We start from the raw sequence: 17,702 nt of genomic DNA, 5'->3' as shown, positions 1-17,702 counted from the left end.
GAACGATTAAAGCAAGCATCCCGTTTTTATTATGTTCCATAAAGTCAGCTCCTTTTTTATTTACATATAAAAAAGCCTTTAGTCGTAATTATGGCTAAAGGCTTTGGTCTTCATACTTTGTAGTTTATAAAAAAGTTGCACTTCTGTATTAATTTGGAATATGATTGTTTAAAGAGTAGGTGATGAGTACATGCAGGAAAGAAAACAATTCCCGCTTATATCTGGAAATCTCTCATTAGATTTAGTGAATACAGAGTTAGTTAGGCGTGGACACCGTTATGATTTATTAATAACAGATGAAGATGTATTAGAATGGCTACATGTAGTAAAGGTTAATCTTCCTTTCTGGAATGAAAAAACACTTATAGGAATTCAAGAGCGAATGAATCAAATTACATCTAGCATACTAGAGCTAAGAGAATTACTGAGAAAACAGTTTGAGGCAATTGCCGATCAGCACGAAATTTCTGATGATTTTATTACGTATTTAGAAAAACAACTTGAGAAGGCACCATTTACATATAAAGTTATTGAACAGAGTTTAGTACCTATTCCAGTTGGAGAAATTGAGGATGTACTTGTATCGTTAATTGCATTTGATGCTTTAACGTTAATAGCAGAAAATGAGCTTATTTCTCTTAAAAGGTGTTCAAACCCTGACTGTGTTTTATTATTTATAGATAAAAGTGGAAAGCGAAAATGGTGTTCTATGAAAATATGTGGGAATCGAAAAAAGGTAGCAAAATTTCAGGTTCGAAAATCTGAAGAAGTTTAGGGAATCAACTTATAACAGTTGATTCTTTTTTTTTCTGTGTCTTTAAACTAACCTCTAAAATCAATGTTGACTGGTTAGTTAGTTCGGGATATAATTATTGGTAAATAAAGGAGGAGAATGATGAGTAATATAACAGCAGCTAAGCAGAAAGAGGATCAACCAATAAGTGTACGATATTTTGCAAAAATGAAAGGGAAAGGAAGAAGTCCATTACAAGTAAATATAAAGGACTCTTTAACGGGATTATTGGGGGGATTTTTAACGATTCTCACCTTAACATATTTAACGAGTATAACTTCTACAGAATTACTAATGGCTCCATTTGGAGCGAGTTGTGTATTAGCGTTTGGAGTTTGGAATGCACCGCTATCTCAGCCGCGTAATATTATTGGAGGACATTTGATTTCAACTTTCATTGGTCTATCAATATATCATTTGTTTGGAAATGAATATTGGACAATTGCTTTAGCAGTTGGTATGTCGATTGCTATTATGATGTTAACAAGAACAACGCATCCTCCGGCAGGGGCTGATCCCATTGTCGTTATTTTAGGAGCATACAGTTGGAGTTATTTAGTAACACCGGTTTTAGTTGGTTCCCTTGTTATTGTAGTTATTGCTTTATTTATTAATAATATGAGTAGTAAAAGGAGCTATCCAACTTTTTGGATATAATTTATAAGGTGAAAAACAATTTGAGTAAGTATCCCATTTTTACTATGTTTTCATTTCACATACATTTTAGTTTACAAAGAAAAGACACCCATATAAGAGTGTCTTTTCCAATAGTTTTTTAGCAGAAGCAAGAAGCTCCAACGATGATTAATAAAATAAACAATACAACTAATAGTGCAAATCCTCCAGAAAAACCGCAGCTTCCACCGCAACTACCACCAAATCCCATAATAGTTCCTCCTTTAATAAGAGGGGAAAACAAAGGGTCACTCGTGTTTTTTAACGGATTCCATTTACTTTATGTTTTGAAGTATAAACATGAGCAGGTCCTTTTGAAAATAAAAAAGACACCTTGAGGTGCCTTTTGTCCAATGTAATTTCATTAATATTCGTTAGCATAAAACTCTTTTATTAGTTTTATTTCATTTGTATCTGGGTTAAATTTAAATATTTTAATTTGATTAGATTCGTCTTTATAAGCAAATGTATTATTGCCAACTGGGGTCATATTGCTGGTGTTTACGATAGGATCGCTACCGTGGTCAGTGATTTCCACAGTTTTCTCACGATCCCAAAATGCAATGACAATGATCAAGATGATAAGGCATATACGTATGTTACGTAGTTCTCTCGATACAGTATTCTCCATTCGATAGTCTCCTTTGTTGTTTAATAGATTTTGTTTATAAAAGAGATAATTCTTATGAAAATAAATAAAAAAGACACTGTAAAGTGTCTTTTTTATTTGAGTTATGCGCATTGCTTAATAAGACGCTAGTTCCTCAATCTAAATATGAGTAACTATGTAGGGTAATTTCATTATAACATTTTAACCATTACTGGGTCTATATGGGATTTTCGGAATGAATATGTTTATTTATTAGGAATTACGAATGTAATGTGCCAGAGAGATAGAAATTTGACCAATTAAAAGCAGTAAAAAAAGATAAAAGAGCGTATTTTATTCAGTGCTATCGACATGCCCCTTTACACAAACATAAAGGTGTAATATAGTTAAGTTAACTAAACTAAACTGTTAGATAAGATAAAAGATCACCATAATTGGAGGAAGAACGCTATGACTAGATCGTATAAAGAAGTAATTAATGAAGTGAATCGAGCCTACACGGAACTCTACATTTTACTATTTCAGGATTTAAAGGATGAGTTCGGTCTTACTGGGCAGCAAGAGAGCATGCTATTTCATATTAATTTAAATGAAAACACGACAGCAAATAACATTGCGAGTACTTTTAATATAACGAAAAGTGCTGTGAGCCAAGTTTTATCGAAATTGGAAAAGCAACAGATGATTTCAAAGCAAGTTAATCCGAATAATAAAAGGGAGTATTTCCTTACACTTGGTCCAAACGGTAGTAAGTATATGGAGCGATTGTCGAAGTTAGATGATGTATTAATCGAGAAGTATTTCTCGAAAATTGATATTGAAGCTTTGCAGCAAATGACTGACACGTTAACGAAAATAAATAAAGTGATATTGGAAGAAAAACAGAAGGATCTTGAGTCCAATGAGTGAGAATGAAGATGAAGCAATTAGTAGAAAGGAGGAGAAGCGTGTTATGAGTTACATACCGAATATGCTTACGATAGCAAATTTTGTGTGCGGGCTTTTGGCTATTCACGCTGTTTTCGTTCACGATATGTATGGTGCAGTTATGTTCATTATTACAGGTATGGTATTTGATCTGTTTGATGGTATAGTTGCTCGGAAACTTGATGCTGTTTCGGAAATGGGCGGAGAACTAGATTCATTTGCGGATTTAGTGACCTTTGGTGTGGCACCGTCTATTCTTGCATATAGTGCCTCGTTAAAAGATTTGCAGTCTATCGGGATGCTATGTGCCCTCGCGTATAGTATTTGCGGAATGCTGCGGCTTGCTAGATTTAATACACAACAAAGCAAACTCCCAACATTTATCGGAATGCCCATCCCATTTGCGGCAATGTGTCTTCTCATTTTATGCCTCCTAAATAACCCAGTTTCCGTGGCATTTGGCACATGTGTACTTTCTTATTTAATGGTGAGCAAAATCAAATTCCCCCATTTTAAAAAGGATATATCGGAAAGCTTGAAGTCCGAAAGATGGGATTAATAGGAAAGATAAGGAGCATACCATGATTCGTATGGCATTAAGATCATTCAACATACAAATATATTGTTTGCTAGGCGTGATGTTATTGGGATGGTTGATGACACCTTTCTCAGCCCAGTTTGTAGGGATAAGCATTGGCCTTTTAGTAAGTATGTACTGCGCCTGGATTTTAGGAAGGCGTATCGAAAAGTTCGGAGATAGCATCGTAAAAAAAGAAAAAGCACCAATGCTTGGCATGATGAACCGGTTTGCAGCCGCAATACTAGGCGCGATTATTATGTATGAAATTGAACACCATGAATTCATGTGGACATTTGCAGCTGGAATTATGGCTGGGTATTTCTTAATTATTATTAATTTAGGGTATTACAGTATGAGGGATGCGAAGGAATAAAGTGCTGTGTAAATAACTAATTTGGATGATTTGAATGTAAAAGCCTAAAAACCTTCCTTTATAGAGAGCTTTTTATTACAAAGAAAAGACACCTATAAGAGTGTCTTTTCCGATAGTTTTTTAGCAGAAGCAAGAAGCTCCAACAATGATCAATAAAATAAACAATACAACTAGTAAAGCAAAGCCGCCGCCACAACCACTACTACAACTACCACCAAATCCCATAATAGTTCCTCCTTTAATAAGAGGGGAAAACAAGGGGGCACTCATGTATTTTAATGGATTCAACTTACTTTATGTTTTTTACACAATAATTGAGCAGGTCCTTTTGAAAATAAAGAAAAGACACCCTAAGGTGCCTTCCTCCGACTTGAACCATCTTAATTTTAATAATATTGGACTCCCGTCCGAATATTATTTTACCATGTTAAGTTGTTTTTGGAAATATTCCATATCGATAATTACAGTACACGTTTTAGTTTTTGAATTATGTATCTGTCTAAAAGTTGAAATTAAAAAAGGAACGATATACTTGAGGGTTTTTATGAGTGATTATAATCATACCATTAAAAAGAACCCCATAAATGATAAACCATTCCACTAACAAAAAACACTAATCCTAAAAACAAAACAATTAAAGCAAGTACTCCATTTTGATTATGTTCCATAAAATTAGCTCCTTTTAGAATTATTTTTATATACAAAAAAGCCTTTAGTCGTAATTATGGCTAAAGGCTTTGAGCATTATACTTTTTAGTTAATAAAATCTTATAAGAAGAATTTATAATGTTTTTTATCGAATTTGGAACTGAAAATGTACTAGCTTGATAATGAAGCCTGGCTATTAGAATTGAAAAATTTTAGTTTTATTATAATTAATAGAAATGAGAGTAGTGTGAATATAAATCCGCTCCAAATAAGTTGGTGAATACCTAAGTTTGAAATGAACCAGCCTCCAATAGTGGTTCCTAAAGTAATTCCGAGATTTGAGAATGAAACGAATAGACTGTTACCAAATTCGGGTGCTTCTTTAGCTTCACTTATTAACCATGTTTGACCAACAATTAATCCACCAGCATGTACGATTCCCCAAACGAATACTATAAAAATCATTGGAACAAGGTAGGAACCTAAATAATAAACCAATACGTAAACAATAGAATATAGAATAGGGAATGATATTACAGTGTTTATTATGTTTTTTTGCAGGAGACCACCAAATAAATGATTACCTAAAATCATAACTATACCAAATATGAATAGCATGATACTGATGAGAGATCCATTCATGGAAGTTACTTTTGCAAGGTACTCAGCGAAGTAGCTGTATACGGAAAACATGGCTGCAAAAAGGAATGTGACGGTTAAAATATTTAACCATAATCCTGGTTTGCCGAGTATACGAATTTGTTTGCCGAAAGACATTTTTTCTTTAACAGGCATAGAAGGAAGTAGGAGTAGTATTCCAATGAATGCAACAGTGTTAACGAATGCTCCGAATAAGAAAGCCATTTCGAGTGAAAATTGGTCTGCAAGGTAAGAGGTTAGTGGTACACCTAAAGCAAAGCCAACAGTAATTCCCATGAAAACTTTTGTAACCGCTTGACCGCTCTTTTCTGGAGGGACAAGTTTAGCAGCTGTTACAAGAGCGATTGAAAAGAAGAGTGGATGAAGCGCTGCCGGTAAAATACGAAAAATAAGCATGATTTCAAATTGCGTTGTATAAGCGTAGATTAAATTTGAAATAACAAATATGAAAATTGCTGTTAATAAAATTATTTTGCGATTCATACTAGAGACGAGCAGAATTAAAAATGGACCAGAAATAGCAACAACTAGTGCAAATATACTTACTAAAAATCCAGCTTGTGTAGTTGAAATTCCGAATTTTTCAGTGATTTGTGGTAATACGCCGACAATACCCATCTCGGTAGTAATAATTCCGAACACACCTATTGCGAGTGTCAGAATAAGTAAAGGATTTACTTTTTTCATTTATAAAACTCTCCATTCGTATCAGTATTTTGAAAATAAATTCATTAACAAAGAAGTATTATTATAAGCATGATTGGATGCCAATATTATCAGGAGTATGTAATTCTAAATACAATAACAGATATCTGAATAACTAGATATGATATGTTAAAAAAATTTCTCCTTTCGATGTTTCTTGCTTTTATAGGCAGTGCAATTTATATAAAAGTCATTGGATACCTGTAAAAAAGCAGAATGTGTGAAAGCTAATAATCAATTAGTATTCTGATTGATTATTAGCTTTCATTTTATAATTTGTTTTGGACGTATTCAGAAAACTCTCGTATTGTTTTTTCATTTCGACGATAGTAGGTCCATTTTCCAATTCGGTCAGACTCTAGTAATCCTGCTTTTTTCATAGTTAATAAATAACTAGAAATAACCGATTGGGCTAAGCCAGTTTTAAGCTGGATATCTCCTACACATACGCCAACTTGAAAGTTAAGGTCTTGTTCTAGATAAGGTTTTTCATCGAAATGGTTTTCTGGATTTTTCAACCATGATAAAATTTGACATCTTGTTTCATTTGACAATGCTTTATAAATTAATAAAGGTTCCATAAGGATATTATATCTACTTTTATAGATTTGTAAATGGGTTTTAGTAATTTTAAGGGAAGAAGGTATAGTTGATCCCCTTGAATAGGAATAAGGTGCTCTTGATCTGTACCCTTTGTAAAGGACATTCTAAAAAAAGTTAGGCAGCCTAAAAAAGATGATTTCTGTATGCAAACAGGAGTCATCTTCTTTAAATTCTATTGATAGCAAGAATGATTATAGTACGTCATATATTTCTTAATTTCATGTTAAAACTGAACAAACGATTCACATGATTTTATATATGTTTCATCGATTAAAGTACTACGAGGATTACGTGCAAAAATGATAATCTTGTTACGTTTAAGCATGTTGTTGCCTAGCTATCAATGGCGGATTCCTAAGAAGAGTAATAATAAAACCTAACTGAAGATTTAAGAAAAATTTTATGTTTACCCCACTTTTTATTTTAAAAGTTTTTCCTATCCTATAAATGAGTTACATCAAGAAGGATATTAAAAACGATAAAGTTATAGATGAAAATGTAAAGTTAGGGGATTCTGCATGCATACAGAAGTTTTGATGAGTTATTTGTATACTTATTTTTTTACTATTATTTTTTGTATTGTGTTTCAAATTGGATGTTATTTTAAAGTGAAAAACAATATATCTATTCGGCATTTTTTATGGGTATATGTTTTTCTGTTCTACCTTTCGCTAGTGTATAAGGTGACTCAAATCGCGACTGTATGGGATATAAGTAGATATGAAACGTGGATTCGCGTAAGCCAAATTAACTTGACTCTATTTGATACGGCAGGTAGTACTACCTATCTTTTGAACATTGTACTGTTTATGCCGTTCGGTTTTTTATTACCGACTATTTGGCCACAGTTTAGAAAAATGAAAAACACCGTATGTGCGGGATTCTTTTTTTCATTGGCAATTGAGTTAAATCAATTACTAAATAATAGAATTACAGATATTGATGATGTATTTACGAATACCCTCGGGGCGATTATTGGGTATGTATTATATAGAGCATTATTTAAAATGATATGTAAAAGAGAGGGAAAAAAGCTTGATACCAACGCTTCTCTAGTCATAAAATACGAGGCCGTTTTTTGTTTAGTGTGTTCATTTGTAGGTGCGATGTTAATTTATCATCCAGCTTTATTTGGAAGACCTGTCATCCTTTAGTGAGGTGATTATGTTCTTGTGCTATCTCGTTTATAAAATGATTCTCGTATTTCTTCCAATCAGCACAAGATTCTCTCTATACGTTATTAAGCTATTCAGCAGACTGTAAGATGATCAGTAATCGTAATGATGAGATTGAAATAAAGGCTGACAGTTTTTACCCAAGCTTTTCATTTATGTATGATGCGCAAGAATTATTTATTATTGGTGGAGAAGAGAAATGGTCACATATCCATTATATAAAAAGATTTTTCCATCTTGAGCAGATTACAGAAGAGCTAATTATTGATGTAAGAAAATGAGAGACGAGAAGGAATAAATGAATAAACCCTCAAGTATAGAACGATATACTTGAGGGTTTTTATGTATGAAGAAGGCTTTTCTATTTTTCCCGAGAATGAACAGTAATATATAATCTAATTTTCGTGAATGTAATGGGGAGGCAGTAAAATTTGAACAGGAAAATTTGGTTTGTATTTACTTTTTTTGCTCTTTTAGTATCTGGTTATGTTGTTGTCCAATATTTTATTATGGATGGATTTCAAACAGGGCTTGTAAAAGCGAAGCTTATGTTTGGATCTAAATTAAGTGAATTCTGGTATATGATGTTATTTATACATATTACAACTAGTATAGTAGCATTAGTAATTGGTCCTTTTACATTATCCACTAAATTTAGAGAAAGGAATATCAACCGTCATCGAATAGTTGGGAGAATCTATATGGTTGGTATATTATTAGGAGGCGTTTCTGGACTATATCTATCCTTTTATGCTACGGGAGGATTGGTAGCGAAGCTAGGTTTCGGTTCGTTATCCGTATTTTGGCTAACATCAGCATATCAAGCGTTAAATAGAGTTAAGAATAAAAAAATTAAAGACCATCGGAATTGGATGGTTAGAAATTATTCTTTAACCTTTGGAGCAGTTACATTAAGAATTTGGCTACCGTTGTTTATCGTTCTATTTGGAATAGAGCGGTTTGAACTTAGTTACGCTATTATTGCTTGGTTAGCGTGGGTACCCAATTTAATTGTTGCAGAATTATTCATAAGAAAAAGACTTAGTAAAGGAAAATACGAAGGAAATGAGGATTTACATTTTTAATGTAAATTTGCTGTAATATTGAGGGCAGAATTTTTTTAATAGCTGAATTACGTACAAAAATAGGATGGACAATTGAAGCCATCCTATTTTTATTTGTATTACCAACTAGCAGTTTCCGTATTTTCCTTCAACCACTTCACCCAATCGAAATCCTCTACCTTAAGCAAACTGAGCGAAACACCTTTCATATCTAAAGAAGTAAGCAGCGTACCAACTTTTACGAATGTAATATGTAATCCTTCCAGCTCACATAAACGGCGAATATCATTTGCGAAAATATATTGTTCCATTAATGGAGTTGCGCCTAGTCCGTTAATGAGGATGGCGAAGTTGTCACCTTTTCTCCAGCGGTAAATGCTTTTTAATTTATTCATTAGTTCGATTGCTAATATTTCAGAAGAGGATAGTGCTTCTTTACGGTAACCTTTTTCGCCGTGGATACCGACGCCATAAAAGACTTCATCGTCGTTTAATGTGAATGAAGCTTTTCCTTTCACTGGATCGTTTGCAGGTGAAAGGGCGACTCCTAATGTGTGTAAGTTTTCGGTGATAGAACGGCCAATTGTTGTTAGTTCTTCTAAAGAATGTCCGCACTCAGCAGCCGCACCAAGTATTTTTTGAACGAAAACAGTACCAGCGACGCCGCGTCTTCTTTTATTAAACGAAGCATTATCTTCAATTGAAACGTCGTCATTTACGATGATATGGTCAATTTTTCTTCCTTCTTTTTTAGCAATTTGTTCAGCCGCAAGAAAGTTTTCAACGTCATCTTTAAAGTTTTTGATGATGAATAGAATACTCTTATCTTTTGGCATAAGGCGAGTAGCCGCTACAATTTGTTCTACTGTAGGCGGAGTGAAAATACTGCCGTTTATGGCCGCAGCAAGCATACCATTTCCTACATAACCGATATCGGCAGGCTCATGACCGCTACCACCACCGCTTATAATGACAACGTTTTGCTTCAGTTTTTCGATATCTTTTACATAAATGATGTTATTTGTTTCGTCGTAATTTACTTTTTCGTTATGTTCAAAATAAAAGCCATGCATCATATCTTGAACAACATTTTCTACATCATTCATAATCTTTTTCATTGCTTTTGCCACCCTTTAATTACTTTGCTGATTGTTCCAGTAATAGTAGTAATTGATTGTTTATCATATTTTTCATGAGAGAAGACATAATGGAAGGATCTACTTCGCATTTGCTTTCAATCCAATCTTTTATCGTTCCAACGAAGCCGTGACTATAAAAGGAGGCAATCGTATTTTTTGTCTCATCAGAAAGGCTGAATCCACAGCTCACAGATAATTCATCAATAATCTTCATATATAAGTTTTTCGTATGCTCAAATAGATAGTGATTAAACGAGTTTTGCTCAATGACTTTAAAAGCATTTCGGTAAAATTTTTGATTTTCATAAAAGTAATCAAATAATAAATCAAAAATATTTTCCCACGTTTCATAGTCGAGAAAGTCGATAATGTTTTCTTTCGTTTCTTCTCTATAAATCCAGCTTAATAGTTCAAATTTATCTTTAAAATGATAATAAAAAGTTTGCCTACGCATTTGACAGTGTAACATAATATCGCTCACTGATATTTTATGAAACGATTCTGTTTCCATTAAATACTTCAATGAATTCGCGATTATCTTTTTAGAAATTATAGAAGAGGTCATCTCAATCATCCCTAGAATGTTAGTAATATGAAAATCCTACCCATAAATGAGAGCGGTGTCTTTAGACAGATTGTCCATTTTGTCCGTTTACTATAAAACGCTTTCATTTTAACATGAGTAGTAAGAAGAAGATTTCAAATATATCACAATATATTAAAGGAATTGAGGGAGAACTACAATGAAAAAGATTATAAACAAACCAGAAACATTAGTAATGGAAATGTGCAACGGAATGGTGATGGCGCACCCAGAGCTTGAGCTTTTGAAAAAATATAAAGTAATTAAGAAGAAAGAAATGAACGAAAATAAAGTAACGTTAATTAGTGGCGGCGGTAGTGGTCATGAGCCAGCGCATGCAGGATTAGTCGGAAAAGGAATGTTAGATGCGGCAGTGTGCGGAGATGTGTTTGCTTCGCCTTCACAAATTCAGGTATATCAAGCAATTAAAGAGACAGCTAGTAAAAAAGGTACGTTATTAATTATTAAAAATTATAGCGGCGATATTATGAATTTCAAAAACGGTGCACATTTAGCGACGGAAGATGGAATTGAAGTCGACTACGTAAAAGTGGACGATGATATTGCGGTAGAAGATAGTTTGTATACAGTAGGACGTCGCGGCGTTGCGGGCGTTATTCTCGTTCATAAAATTGCCGGCGCAGCAGCGGAAGCAGGTATGGATTTAGGAGCGGTGAAAGCTGTAGTGGAAAAAGCAGCGGCTAACGTGCGTACAATCGGTTTAGCGTTAACTTCTTGTACAGTTCCAGCGAGCGGATCACCTACTTTCACACTTGCGGAAGATGAAATGGAATACGGCGTAGGTATTCACGGTGAACCAGGAATTAAGCGTGAAAAAACGATGTCAGCTGATGAATTAGCTAACCGTATGACAAATGATTTAATAAAAGATTTAGGAGTAAAAGATGGCGAGGAAATCGCACTTCTAGTTAACGGTTTTGGCGGAACACCACTACAAGAACTTTACTTATTTAACAACGCAGTGACGCGAGAATTAGCTGCTAGAAACATTAAAATTAATAGAGTATTTGTCGGAAACTATATGACGAGTATCGATATGGCTGGTATGTCTTTAACAGTAATGAAACTAGATGATGAGCTAAAAACATTACTATCTAAAGAATGTAATACACCAGCGTTTAAAGTAGATGGACCAGTTGAAAGTGTAGAGTACGTGAATGTACTTGAAGATGTAGAAGAGAAAGAAGTTTCCTTTGAAATAGAAACAGCGGAAGAGCACGCTGTTATTAAAAATAATGTCATTACATTAAACAACATGATTTATCTCGTTGATAAAATGAGCGACGTTATTATTAAAAATGAAGTACCGTTCTGTGAGTTAGACACGCACGCTGGTGACGGCGACTTTGGAATGAGTGTAGCAAAAGGATTTAAGCAACTAAAACGTGAGTGGCATTCTATTGTAGATCAAGAGAACGTAACGATCGGATCATTCCTTGACGGTTGTTCGATGATTATTATGGAACATTGCGGCGGCGCATCTGGCCCAATTTGGGGCGGTGCATTCCGCGCAGCTAGTAAAGCAGCAGGCGAAAAACGTGAACTAACAGTGAAAGAATTCGCTGAAATGTTACAAGCGGCACTGCAAGGTATACAATCTATCGGTGAAAGATCATTCGGTAGAGGAGCAGTAGTTGGTGATAAAACACTTGTTGACGCACTTGCTCCATGTGTAGATTCTTGGTTAGACAGCGCTTCAAACGAAGTAGAAATAAAAACTGCCTTTGAAAAAGGAGCAGAAGCAGCCGTTAAAGGAGCAGAGTATACGAAAGAAATCGTAGCTCGCATGGGCCGCGCCGGTACAGTTGGTGAAAGAAGCTTAGGCTATCCAGATGCAGGTGCACATGCGCTTGGAGTTATCTTTACGGAGATTGCGGGTAGTTTGAAATAGGAATGAGAAAGTCCCTCTGTCTTAAGTCGGAGGGACTTTTATATAGTTAATATGTAGAAGACTTCTTTCGGTACTTTTTGCTTATTTGAGAGATTTCTTCAATCAAATTGTATGTTAGACTTAGTTTTTTTGTGATTGCAGCTTATCGATTTTCCAGTGTGCTCCTAGAGGATCTAAAGAGCTTTCAATATAAAACATATATTCATCTGCGGTACTTGGTACTTCAAAAGCTATTTTTAATTCTAACGTTTCATTTGGTTTAACTTGTATATCAGAAGGGTTTTGATCAAGCACCTTTCCTTCATAGGCCTTTCCGGCTTTTTCATCTTTTAAGTTATATTTTAATTCTGATAGTCCAATCGTTTGACCTCGTACATTTTTTACAGAGACATTAACAACGACGGAATCGTTACTAGCATTTAAATATGCATTTTGAACGGCGGTCAAGTAATAGCCTCCCTTAACACTCTCACCAACTAATAAAATACCTTGTTCCAAGCGGCTCATATCTTCTTTTTCTTCAAGATTTATTAATTCTTCATTTTCATTTTTTGCGGTTGGTTCTTCTATTGGACCATTTTCAACGGCACTATCTTTTTTATCTTGTGTGCAAGCAGCCGTAAAACTGACTAATACTAGAATGAAAGTAAGTAATATGAATGATTTTCTCATAAAATTAATCTGTCTCCTTAAGTTTCTCAATTTTGTGCAACTATACATATAAGATTAACTTAATGTCTCATTATTGGCTCAAAATAGGGAATCTTTTAGATACCTTATTCTTTTTACTTTTAATATACATTCGATTGGTTCTCACGATATTTGTTAATCTTTTAAAACATTGGCTTAGTAATACCAAGGGTTATTATAGATATATTAATCACATAATTTGTCCCTATCAAAATGAACGTCTTTTGCATCTAATATATTGTAAATATATTTTATTTTGAAAGGATGTGATTATATGGCTCATAAATCTACTGGAGTGTTTCGAGTTCCAGTTTCTGAAAATGGGATTATTCCAACTGCTCTCAACATTATGTTAAACAATGATTCACGCTGTCATACTAGTAATGTAACGGTAACTGTTAAGAGAAGTCCAAACACTTCTTTCCCAACTCAAAATGAATTAGTTGAAATCTCTCGTACTTTTGTTTCTTTAGAACCAAACAGAACAACTAAGATTGTGTTGTTTACTCCAGAATTCGAAATAGAAGATTTTCTTGATGTTATTATTAGTGGAAATAAAGATGATGTTAAGGATGTTCTTGTATATTCTTTCTTAGCAGATTCAGCAGGTCACAATCTGCCATCTACTGTTTTCAGAAATGCAGAATATACTTTTGCTTGCTGACACCGTGATGATGTATTCTTTACTATCATATCAAGGTGCCATCCTGCAGCTTGAATCAACTTAATTTTATTGTGTTGTTAGTGTACAAGTAAGAGAAGACATCGATTAAGATGTCTTCTCTTACTTGTACACTTGGTGTTAAGAAGGTATTATATTGCTTAAAAACCATAAAAAATATAACAATCATCGAGTAAGCCTATTATAGCATCAATAAATAGGTTTTAATATGTAATATTTAATATATATATAGATTTATTTATATTTAATCTATATAGTTAAATTGTCTGTTATTTGTTTTAATTCATTTACTTATTTTATTTTATTTTTGAGTGCTCCAGCAATGGAGCCTTTTTTTATATTGGTGAGATTGTACTAGTATGAAAGAATAGAATTAACTGTATATTGTAAGGGTGATATACCTATGGAGTTTTTGTTTGAGCTTCTAAAAGAATTGGTGAAGCTATTGTACGTGAAGTTTCTGCATATGTTTTATTTACATAAAAGAAAAAGGCGAATTCCTACTTTCAAAAGGAATTCGCCTTTTTCATTTTCTATAACCCTATTCATCTTTTTATACATTCCTATCATGGCGGTACCCCATTTATAGGTTATGAGAAATGATGTTTTTTGCACTATTATCTATTCTTGGATATTATTAATAATATCTATATGAACTTCTTTTTTATTAAAAAAGGTTTGGCGGTGTGTAAAATGATTAAAGGTATTAAAAATATTGAAACGAAAGAACCGATAAAAATGTTTCTATTGGTTCCCTGTAGTATTCTTTTGTTTGATAATATTTATCAACATTTTATTCTTAGAAAGGACTTTTCACTACAGAAACTTTTATTTGAACTCGTATTTTTATTTATTTTTGTTTCATTTATTTTATATAATAAGTGTTTACAAAAAATGAATAAACAAATGTTTACAAAATATATTTTTCTTGGCGTTAGTATTAGTTATCTTTTGGCATACGATCTTATGTTTATACGTAATCCAGGTGCTTCTTTACATATCCCTTATTTAGAGTGCTTCTTAGTAATTTCTGCACCTTTATTTTTAAGTATTCACTATCTTCTATCGGTATCTATCTGTATGATATGTAGATTTTTAATTGCTATTTATTATTTTGAAATTAACTATCCGATATCATTAATATTATTGTTTCTGACAATTTTTGTTACGTCATTTTTTGTATTTCTTTCATTAAAATTTTTAGTACAAAAAATTAAAGCATCCTATGAAAAACAAATGAAAGAAACAGCTGTATCGATAATGAGGATAATGGAATTAAAGGATCAATATACGAAAGGACATAGTGAACGTGTAGCCAATTATGCTACTATTCTTGCTAAAGAAACAAATGAATATGATGATAATTCTTTAAAACAATTTCATTTTATTTGTTTATTACATGATATAGGGAAAATAGGTATTCCGGATGAAGTTTTAAAGAAAGCATCTTCTCTTACAGAAGAAGAATATAATATTATTAAGACACACCCACAATTAGGACTAGAAGTTTTTAAAAATATATCTTTAATAAAAGGTAGTGAAGACATAATTCTTTCTCATCATGAAAGATGGGATGGAAAGGGCTATCCTCAAAAATTAAAAGGAAATCAAATACCATTATGCGCAAGAATTGTTGCAATAGCAGATGCATTCGATGCAATGACTTCTTCAAGAGCATATCGTTCGGCTCTATCTCCTGAAGAAGCTTATAGACGTATTATAGAAGGATCTGGTACACAATTTGATCCTTCTATAGTAGAGGTTTTCAAAAAGGTATTTCCTTTGTGGGAAAAAATGGTCCCAAATTCTTTTAGTTAAAAGCTCATGTCTGAAATCGATTCATATTTGAGGTATGATGAATGCGAAAAATGAAAAAACCGAATCCAATCGTGATAAAAGTTTGGAACTAGATAATGAATAAGGCACATAAAGAAAAGGTACCTATATATAGGTACCTTTTCTAATAGTTTTTTAGCAGAAACAACTGCATCCGATAATGATTAATAGAATAAATAATACAACTAATAAAGCAAATCCTCCAGCGAAACCGCAGCCTTCGCCGCAACTACCACCATATCCCATAACAATAGTGCCTCCTTTAGATAAGAGGGTAAAACTAGGGTTCATTCCATGGATTTTAATGGGTTCACTTTACTTTATGTTTTAAAGAATGAATGGAGCAGGTCCTTTTGAAAATAAAGAAAAGACGTCATTAGGCGCCTTCCTGTTAGGTAGATAAGACTTTAGTTTTCCAATCTAAATAAATTTGGTATCAGTTCTTTGTGAGTATATCATAATATCTGATTGATTTATTATGCATTGTTACATAATTTTCTAACTTCTCTATTTTTCATTTGATAAAATAAAATCCTAATATTACCAAAAAATAAATAAATATTTCTACATATTCAAGATATTTACATAAATTACAAAAGTGATACATTTAAATTGTAAGCTATAAAAACTATTAAAGGGGGATTTATTATGTTCAAGAAATTAGTAGTAGGGCTATTGTCAACTGGTATTGCATTAACAGGAGGAATTGGGGCAGCTTCGGCTGATACGCAAAAAGCTGTGAACTCTCCGAAGCAAGCAGCATGCTCAATTCCTTATGAGTATTCTAATGGTAAATTCAAAAGAACTCTTTATTACTCAAATGGAGTATATGCTAATAGTTTTAATGAAAATGTTTGTGGCGGGACGATTACATGGTATTTAAAACATGTTCAAAATGGAGTTGCTTTTTAAGAAGGTAATTTAAAATAGTAGATTTTTTGAACCTCATTTATTGAGGTTCTTTTAGTTTTAGTTTTTAAACTGATTTTCCACAAAAAAGACACCCAAAGGTGCCTTCCTGCGACTTGAACCACTTTAATTTTAAAAATACAGGGATTTTTCCTGTGGTTTTTGTAAGCAGCTTTTACGAAATTATGAGTGTTTTTTATTTTGTATTTCAATAAGTTCATCTGGTAGCGTTTTTGTATAATATTCTTTTTCTGTTAGTTCAAATATAAATAATGCTTTTTTCCAGTTATAAACAACATCTTCTACATTATGTTGTTTAATCTTTAATAAATACTGACCTTTTAAATAGAATAGTTCACCTAATAGGTATAAAGTATTTAGATTAATTGCTAATTTTATACCCTTATCAAGGTATTTTATTGCCTCTTCATGTTGATATGTGGAGTCTAAACATTTTGCTAAATTTAACATGATTTTTAATTTAATTTCTTTATCTCTAGGAAAATCTAACTTATTAAAATTAGTTAAACATCTTCTTAATATATTAATACCTTTTTCATAATTTTTATTTTCTGCATAAAATATAGCCATTGTTTGCATAATATCTATTTCTCTTTCTGATAAAAAATCAGAATTAGTTAAAGTCAGTTTTAATGCATTATTTAAAAGATCTAAAGCAGTTTTTATTGATCTATCCACCATAAATATAGCAATTGCTTCGTGCCATATTAGAAACTGTTTCTCTTCTTTTGTTTGAAAATTATTTAAGTTTTTCTCTTTTTTTACTATTTCATAAAGTTCTTTATATTGTTTTTGCTTTAAGCAGTCTTTTATTACATATTTTACATTTTCTACATATTTTAATCTTTTGTTTTGAGTTAGTGCAAATATATTATTTGGATCAATACCAAGTCTTTCTGATAACTGATATAACAATATACTAGATGGATAAATCATACCTTTTTCGATCTTGCTAATTTGACTTTGTGAACATATTCCATGACATAATTCGGATTGTGATATATTTTTTTTCATTCTAAGTTCTTTAATGATAATACCCAAATCATTAAATTCCATTTTTCCACCTACTATCTAGCACTTTATTAGTAAAAGAATATTCCTTAACCTTAATGTAATG

At 32.7% G+C, this 17,702-nt stretch carries 21 protein-coding genes and 1 pseudogene; 12 read left to right on the top strand and 10 right to left on the bottom strand.

The genetic code is table 11. The features are described 5' to 3' along the window. Window positions 1-190 precede the first annotated feature (190 nt). Complete coding sequence (locus QCI46_RS22730; protein WP_327959409.1) at window positions 191-775, top strand: CGNR zinc finger domain-containing protein; 585 nt, start codon at window positions 191-193, stop codon at window positions 773-775. A gap of 120 nt (window positions 776-895) precedes the next feature. Beyond that, complete coding sequence (locus QCI46_RS22725) at window positions 896-1,450, top strand: HPP family protein (RefSeq protein ID WP_000065737.1); 555 nt, start codon at window positions 896-898, stop codon at window positions 1,448-1,450. Window positions 1,451-1,568: 118 nt separating this feature from the next. Here QCI46_RS22725 and QCI46_RS22720 read toward each other — a convergent pair whose 3' ends face one another. Beyond that, window positions 1,569-1,679: a YjcZ family sporulation protein gene (locus tag QCI46_RS22720; RefSeq protein WP_000505686.1), complete on the bottom strand. Its 111-nt coding sequence runs from the start codon at window positions 1,677-1,679 to the stop codon at window positions 1,569-1,571. A 153-nt stretch (window positions 1,680-1,832) separates the two neighbouring features. After that, the gene (locus tag QCI46_RS22715; RefSeq protein ID WP_353841465.1) at window positions 1,833-2,099 is read right to left on the bottom strand and encodes a YmzC family protein; all 267 of its coding nucleotides are present in this window, start codon (window positions 2,097-2,099) and stop codon (window positions 1,833-1,835) included. A gap of 429 nt (window positions 2,100-2,528) precedes the next feature. On the opposite strand from QCI46_RS22715, the gene QCI46_RS22710 reads away from it, so the two are divergent. The 3 genes from QCI46_RS22710 to QCI46_RS22700 are packed head-to-tail and all read left to right on the top strand — an operon-like array spanning window position 2,529 to window position 3,958. After that, a complete protein-coding gene (locus tag QCI46_RS22710; RefSeq protein ID WP_353841464.1) occupies window positions 2,529-2,987 on the top strand; it encodes a MarR family winged helix-turn-helix transcriptional regulator in 459 nt (152 codons plus the stop codon). Continuing rightward, entirely contained in the window at window positions 2,980-3,564 is a 585-nt protein-coding gene (gene pssA, locus QCI46_RS22705; protein ID WP_353841463.1) for a CDP-diacylglycerol--serine O-phosphatidyltransferase, read from the top strand. Before QCI46_RS22710 ends, pssA begins: the two co-directional genes overlap by 8 nt. A gap of 22 nt (window positions 3,565-3,586) precedes the next feature. Further along, on the top strand, window positions 3,587-3,958 hold the full coding sequence (locus QCI46_RS22700) for an ATP synthase subunit I (protein ID WP_353841462.1): 372 nt from the start codon (window positions 3,587-3,589) through the stop codon (window positions 3,956-3,958). Window positions 3,959-4,078: 120 nt separating this feature from the next. Here the strand turns inward: QCI46_RS22700 and QCI46_RS22695 are convergent, their stop codons facing one another. From QCI46_RS22695 to QCI46_RS22685, 3 genes are all read right to left on the bottom strand, one after another. Beyond that, window positions 4,079-4,183: a YjcZ family sporulation protein gene (locus tag QCI46_RS22695; RefSeq protein WP_000505689.1), complete on the bottom strand. Its 105-nt coding sequence runs from the start codon at window positions 4,181-4,183 to the stop codon at window positions 4,079-4,081. A gap of 594 nt (window positions 4,184-4,777) precedes the next feature. Further along, window positions 4,778-5,953 carry an MFS transporter gene (locus tag QCI46_RS22690; protein ID WP_353841461.1) on the bottom strand — a complete coding sequence of 392 codons (1,176 nt, stop codon included), beginning with the start codon at window positions 5,951-5,953 and terminating at the stop codon, window positions 4,778-4,780. Between the two features lie 287 nt (window positions 5,954-6,240). Next, entirely contained in the window at window positions 6,241-6,552 is a 312-nt protein-coding gene (locus QCI46_RS22685) for an ArsR/SmtB family transcription factor (protein WP_064473110.1), read from the bottom strand. Between the two features lie 540 nt (window positions 6,553-7,092). On the opposite strand from QCI46_RS22685, the gene QCI46_RS22680 reads away from it, so the two are divergent. The 3 genes and pseudogenes from QCI46_RS22680 (at window position 7,093) to QCI46_RS22670 (ending at window position 8,834) form a co-directional block, all read left to right on the top strand. Then, a complete protein-coding gene (locus QCI46_RS22680; protein WP_353841460.1) occupies window positions 7,093-7,728 on the top strand; it encodes a VanZ family protein in 636 nt (211 codons plus the stop codon). A gap of 47 nt (window positions 7,729-7,775) precedes the next feature. Then, window positions 7,776-8,030, top strand: a pseudogene (locus QCI46_RS22675) (hypothetical protein); the annotation flags it as partial. 150 nt (window positions 8,031-8,180) lie between these two features. Further along, window positions 8,181-8,834, top strand: a complete 654-nt coding sequence (locus QCI46_RS22670; protein ID WP_353841459.1) for a DUF2306 domain-containing protein — start codon at window positions 8,181-8,183, stop codon at window positions 8,832-8,834. A 98-nt stretch (window positions 8,835-8,932) separates the two neighbouring features. Here QCI46_RS22670 and dhaQ read toward each other — a convergent pair whose 3' ends face one another. Both dhaQ and dhaS read right to left on the bottom strand, forming a co-directional pair. Then, window positions 8,933-9,931, bottom strand: coding sequence for a DhaKLM operon coactivator DhaQ (dhaQ, locus tag QCI46_RS22665; protein ID WP_353841458.1), 999 nt, complete (start codon window positions 9,929-9,931; stop codon window positions 8,933-8,935). A gap of 19 nt (window positions 9,932-9,950) precedes the next feature. Continuing rightward, window positions 9,951-10,517 (bottom strand): dihydroxyacetone kinase transcriptional activator DhaS, encoded by a 567-nt coding sequence (gene dhaS / locus QCI46_RS22660; protein WP_000204220.1) that lies wholly within the window; start codon window positions 10,515-10,517, stop codon window positions 9,951-9,953. Window positions 10,518-10,695: 178 nt separating this feature from the next. Between dhaS and dhaK the strand changes: the two genes are divergently transcribed. Beyond that, window positions 10,696-12,447, top strand: coding sequence for a dihydroxyacetone kinase subunit DhaK (dhaK, locus tag QCI46_RS22655; protein ID WP_353841457.1), 1,752 nt, complete (start codon window positions 10,696-10,698; stop codon window positions 12,445-12,447). Between the two features lie 120 nt (window positions 12,448-12,567). Here dhaK and QCI46_RS22650 read toward each other — a convergent pair whose 3' ends face one another. Next, a complete protein-coding gene (locus QCI46_RS22650) occupies window positions 12,568-13,119 on the bottom strand; it encodes a DUF4352 domain-containing protein (RefSeq protein WP_353841456.1) in 552 nt (183 codons plus the stop codon). A 292-nt stretch (window positions 13,120-13,411) separates the two neighbouring features. Here QCI46_RS22650 and QCI46_RS22645 point away from each other — a divergent pair, with 292 nt between their 5' ends. Together QCI46_RS22645 and QCI46_RS22640 are read left to right on the top strand one after the other, a co-directional pair. Beyond that, window positions 13,412-13,801: a hypothetical protein gene (locus tag QCI46_RS22645; RefSeq protein WP_353841455.1), complete on the top strand. Its 390-nt coding sequence runs from the start codon at window positions 13,412-13,414 to the stop codon at window positions 13,799-13,801. A 711-nt stretch (window positions 13,802-14,512) separates the two neighbouring features. Next, entirely contained in the window at window positions 14,513-15,637 is a 1,125-nt protein-coding gene (locus QCI46_RS22640; RefSeq protein ID WP_353841920.1) for an HD-GYP domain-containing protein, read from the top strand. 153 nt (window positions 15,638-15,790) lie between these two features. Here QCI46_RS22640 and QCI46_RS22635 read toward each other — a convergent pair whose 3' ends face one another. Continuing rightward, window positions 15,791-15,901, bottom strand: a complete 111-nt coding sequence (locus QCI46_RS22635) for a YjcZ family sporulation protein (RefSeq protein ID WP_000540371.1) — start codon at window positions 15,899-15,901, stop codon at window positions 15,791-15,793. Window positions 15,902-16,303: 402 nt separating this feature from the next. Here QCI46_RS22635 and QCI46_RS22630 point away from each other — a divergent pair, with 402 nt between their 5' ends. Then, window positions 16,304-16,567, top strand: coding sequence for a hypothetical protein (locus QCI46_RS22630; protein WP_353841454.1), 264 nt, complete (start codon window positions 16,304-16,306; stop codon window positions 16,565-16,567). A 180-nt stretch (window positions 16,568-16,747) separates the two neighbouring features. On the opposite strand, the gene QCI46_RS22625 is transcribed toward QCI46_RS22630, so the two are convergent. Continuing rightward, window positions 16,748-17,641, bottom strand: coding sequence for a helix-turn-helix domain-containing protein (locus QCI46_RS22625; RefSeq protein ID WP_353841453.1), 894 nt, complete (start codon window positions 17,639-17,641; stop codon window positions 16,748-16,750). Between the last annotated feature and the right edge of the window lie 61 nt (window positions 17,642-17,702).

Source organism: Bacillus cereus group sp. RP32, from assembly GCF_040459735.1.
Taxonomy (GTDB): Bacteria; Bacillota; Bacilli; order Bacillales; family Bacillaceae_G; genus Bacillus_A; species Bacillus_A wiedmannii.
Note: the sequence above shows the minus strand (reverse complement) of the source record. Positions and strands in the feature narration are given on the sequence as shown.

What these genes read in the sequence shown, in the direction of transcription:
- QCI46_RS22625 (WP_353841453.1), bottom strand. Translation starts at nt 17,641, where the DNA reads ATGGAATTTAATGATTTGGGTATTATCATTAAAGAACTTAGAATGAAA.
- QCI46_RS22635 (WP_000540371.1), bottom strand. Translation starts at nt 15,901, where the DNA reads ATGGGATATGGTGGTAGTTGCGGCGAAGGCTGCGGTTTCGCTGGAGGA.
- QCI46_RS22730 (WP_327959409.1), top strand. Translation starts at nt 191, where the DNA reads ATGCAGGAAAGAAAACAATTCCCGCTTATATCTGGAAATCTCTCATTA.
- QCI46_RS22645 (WP_353841455.1), top strand. Translation starts at nt 13,412, where the DNA reads ATGGCTCATAAATCTACTGGAGTGTTTCGAGTTCCAGTTTCTGAAAAT.
- QCI46_RS22640 (WP_353841920.1), top strand. Translation starts at nt 14,513, where the DNA reads ATGATTAAAGGTATTAAAAATATTGAAACGAAAGAACCGATAAAAATG.
- QCI46_RS22710 (WP_353841464.1), top strand. Translation starts at nt 2,529, where the DNA reads ATGACTAGATCGTATAAAGAAGTAATTAATGAAGTGAATCGAGCCTAC.
- QCI46_RS22680 (WP_353841460.1), top strand. Translation starts at nt 7,093, where the DNA reads ATGCATACAGAAGTTTTGATGAGTTATTTGTATACTTATTTTTTTACT.
- dhaQ (WP_353841458.1), bottom strand. Translation starts at nt 9,931, where the DNA reads ATGAAAAAGATTATGAATGATGTAGAAAATGTTGTTCAAGATATGATG.
- QCI46_RS22690 (WP_353841461.1), bottom strand. Translation starts at nt 5,953, where the DNA reads ATGAAAAAAGTAAATCCTTTACTTATTCTGACACTCGCAATAGGTGTG.
- pssA (WP_353841463.1), top strand. Translation starts at nt 2,980, where the DNA reads ATGAGTGAGAATGAAGATGAAGCAATTAGTAGAAAGGAGGAGAAGCGT.
- QCI46_RS22695 (WP_000505689.1), bottom strand. Translation starts at nt 4,183, where the DNA reads ATGGGATTTGGTGGTAGTTGTAGTAGTGGTTGTGGCGGCGGCTTTGCT.
- dhaK (WP_353841457.1), top strand. Translation starts at nt 10,696, where the DNA reads ATGAAAAAGATTATAAACAAACCAGAAACATTAGTAATGGAAATGTGC.
- QCI46_RS22725 (WP_000065737.1), top strand. Translation starts at nt 896, where the DNA reads ATGAGTAATATAACAGCAGCTAAGCAGAAAGAGGATCAACCAATAAGT.
- QCI46_RS22685 (WP_064473110.1), bottom strand. Translation starts at nt 6,552, where the DNA reads ATGGAACCTTTATTAATTTATAAAGCATTGTCAAATGAAACAAGATGT.
- QCI46_RS22715 (WP_353841465.1), bottom strand. Translation starts at nt 2,099, where the DNA reads ATGGAGAATACTGTATCGAGAGAACTACGTAACATACGTATATGCCTT.
- QCI46_RS22720 (WP_000505686.1), bottom strand. Translation starts at nt 1,679, where the DNA reads ATGGGATTTGGTGGTAGTTGCGGTGGAAGCTGCGGTTTTTCTGGAGGA.
- QCI46_RS22650 (WP_353841456.1), bottom strand. Translation starts at nt 13,119, where the DNA reads ATGAGAAAATCATTCATATTACTTACTTTCATTCTAGTATTAGTCAGT.
- dhaS (WP_000204220.1), bottom strand. Translation starts at nt 10,517, where the DNA reads ATGACCTCTTCTATAATTTCTAAAAAGATAATCGCGAATTCATTGAAG.
- QCI46_RS22700 (WP_353841462.1), top strand. Translation starts at nt 3,587, where the DNA reads ATGATTCGTATGGCATTAAGATCATTCAACATACAAATATATTGTTTG.
- QCI46_RS22630 (WP_353841454.1), top strand. Translation starts at nt 16,304, where the DNA reads ATGTTCAAGAAATTAGTAGTAGGGCTATTGTCAACTGGTATTGCATTA.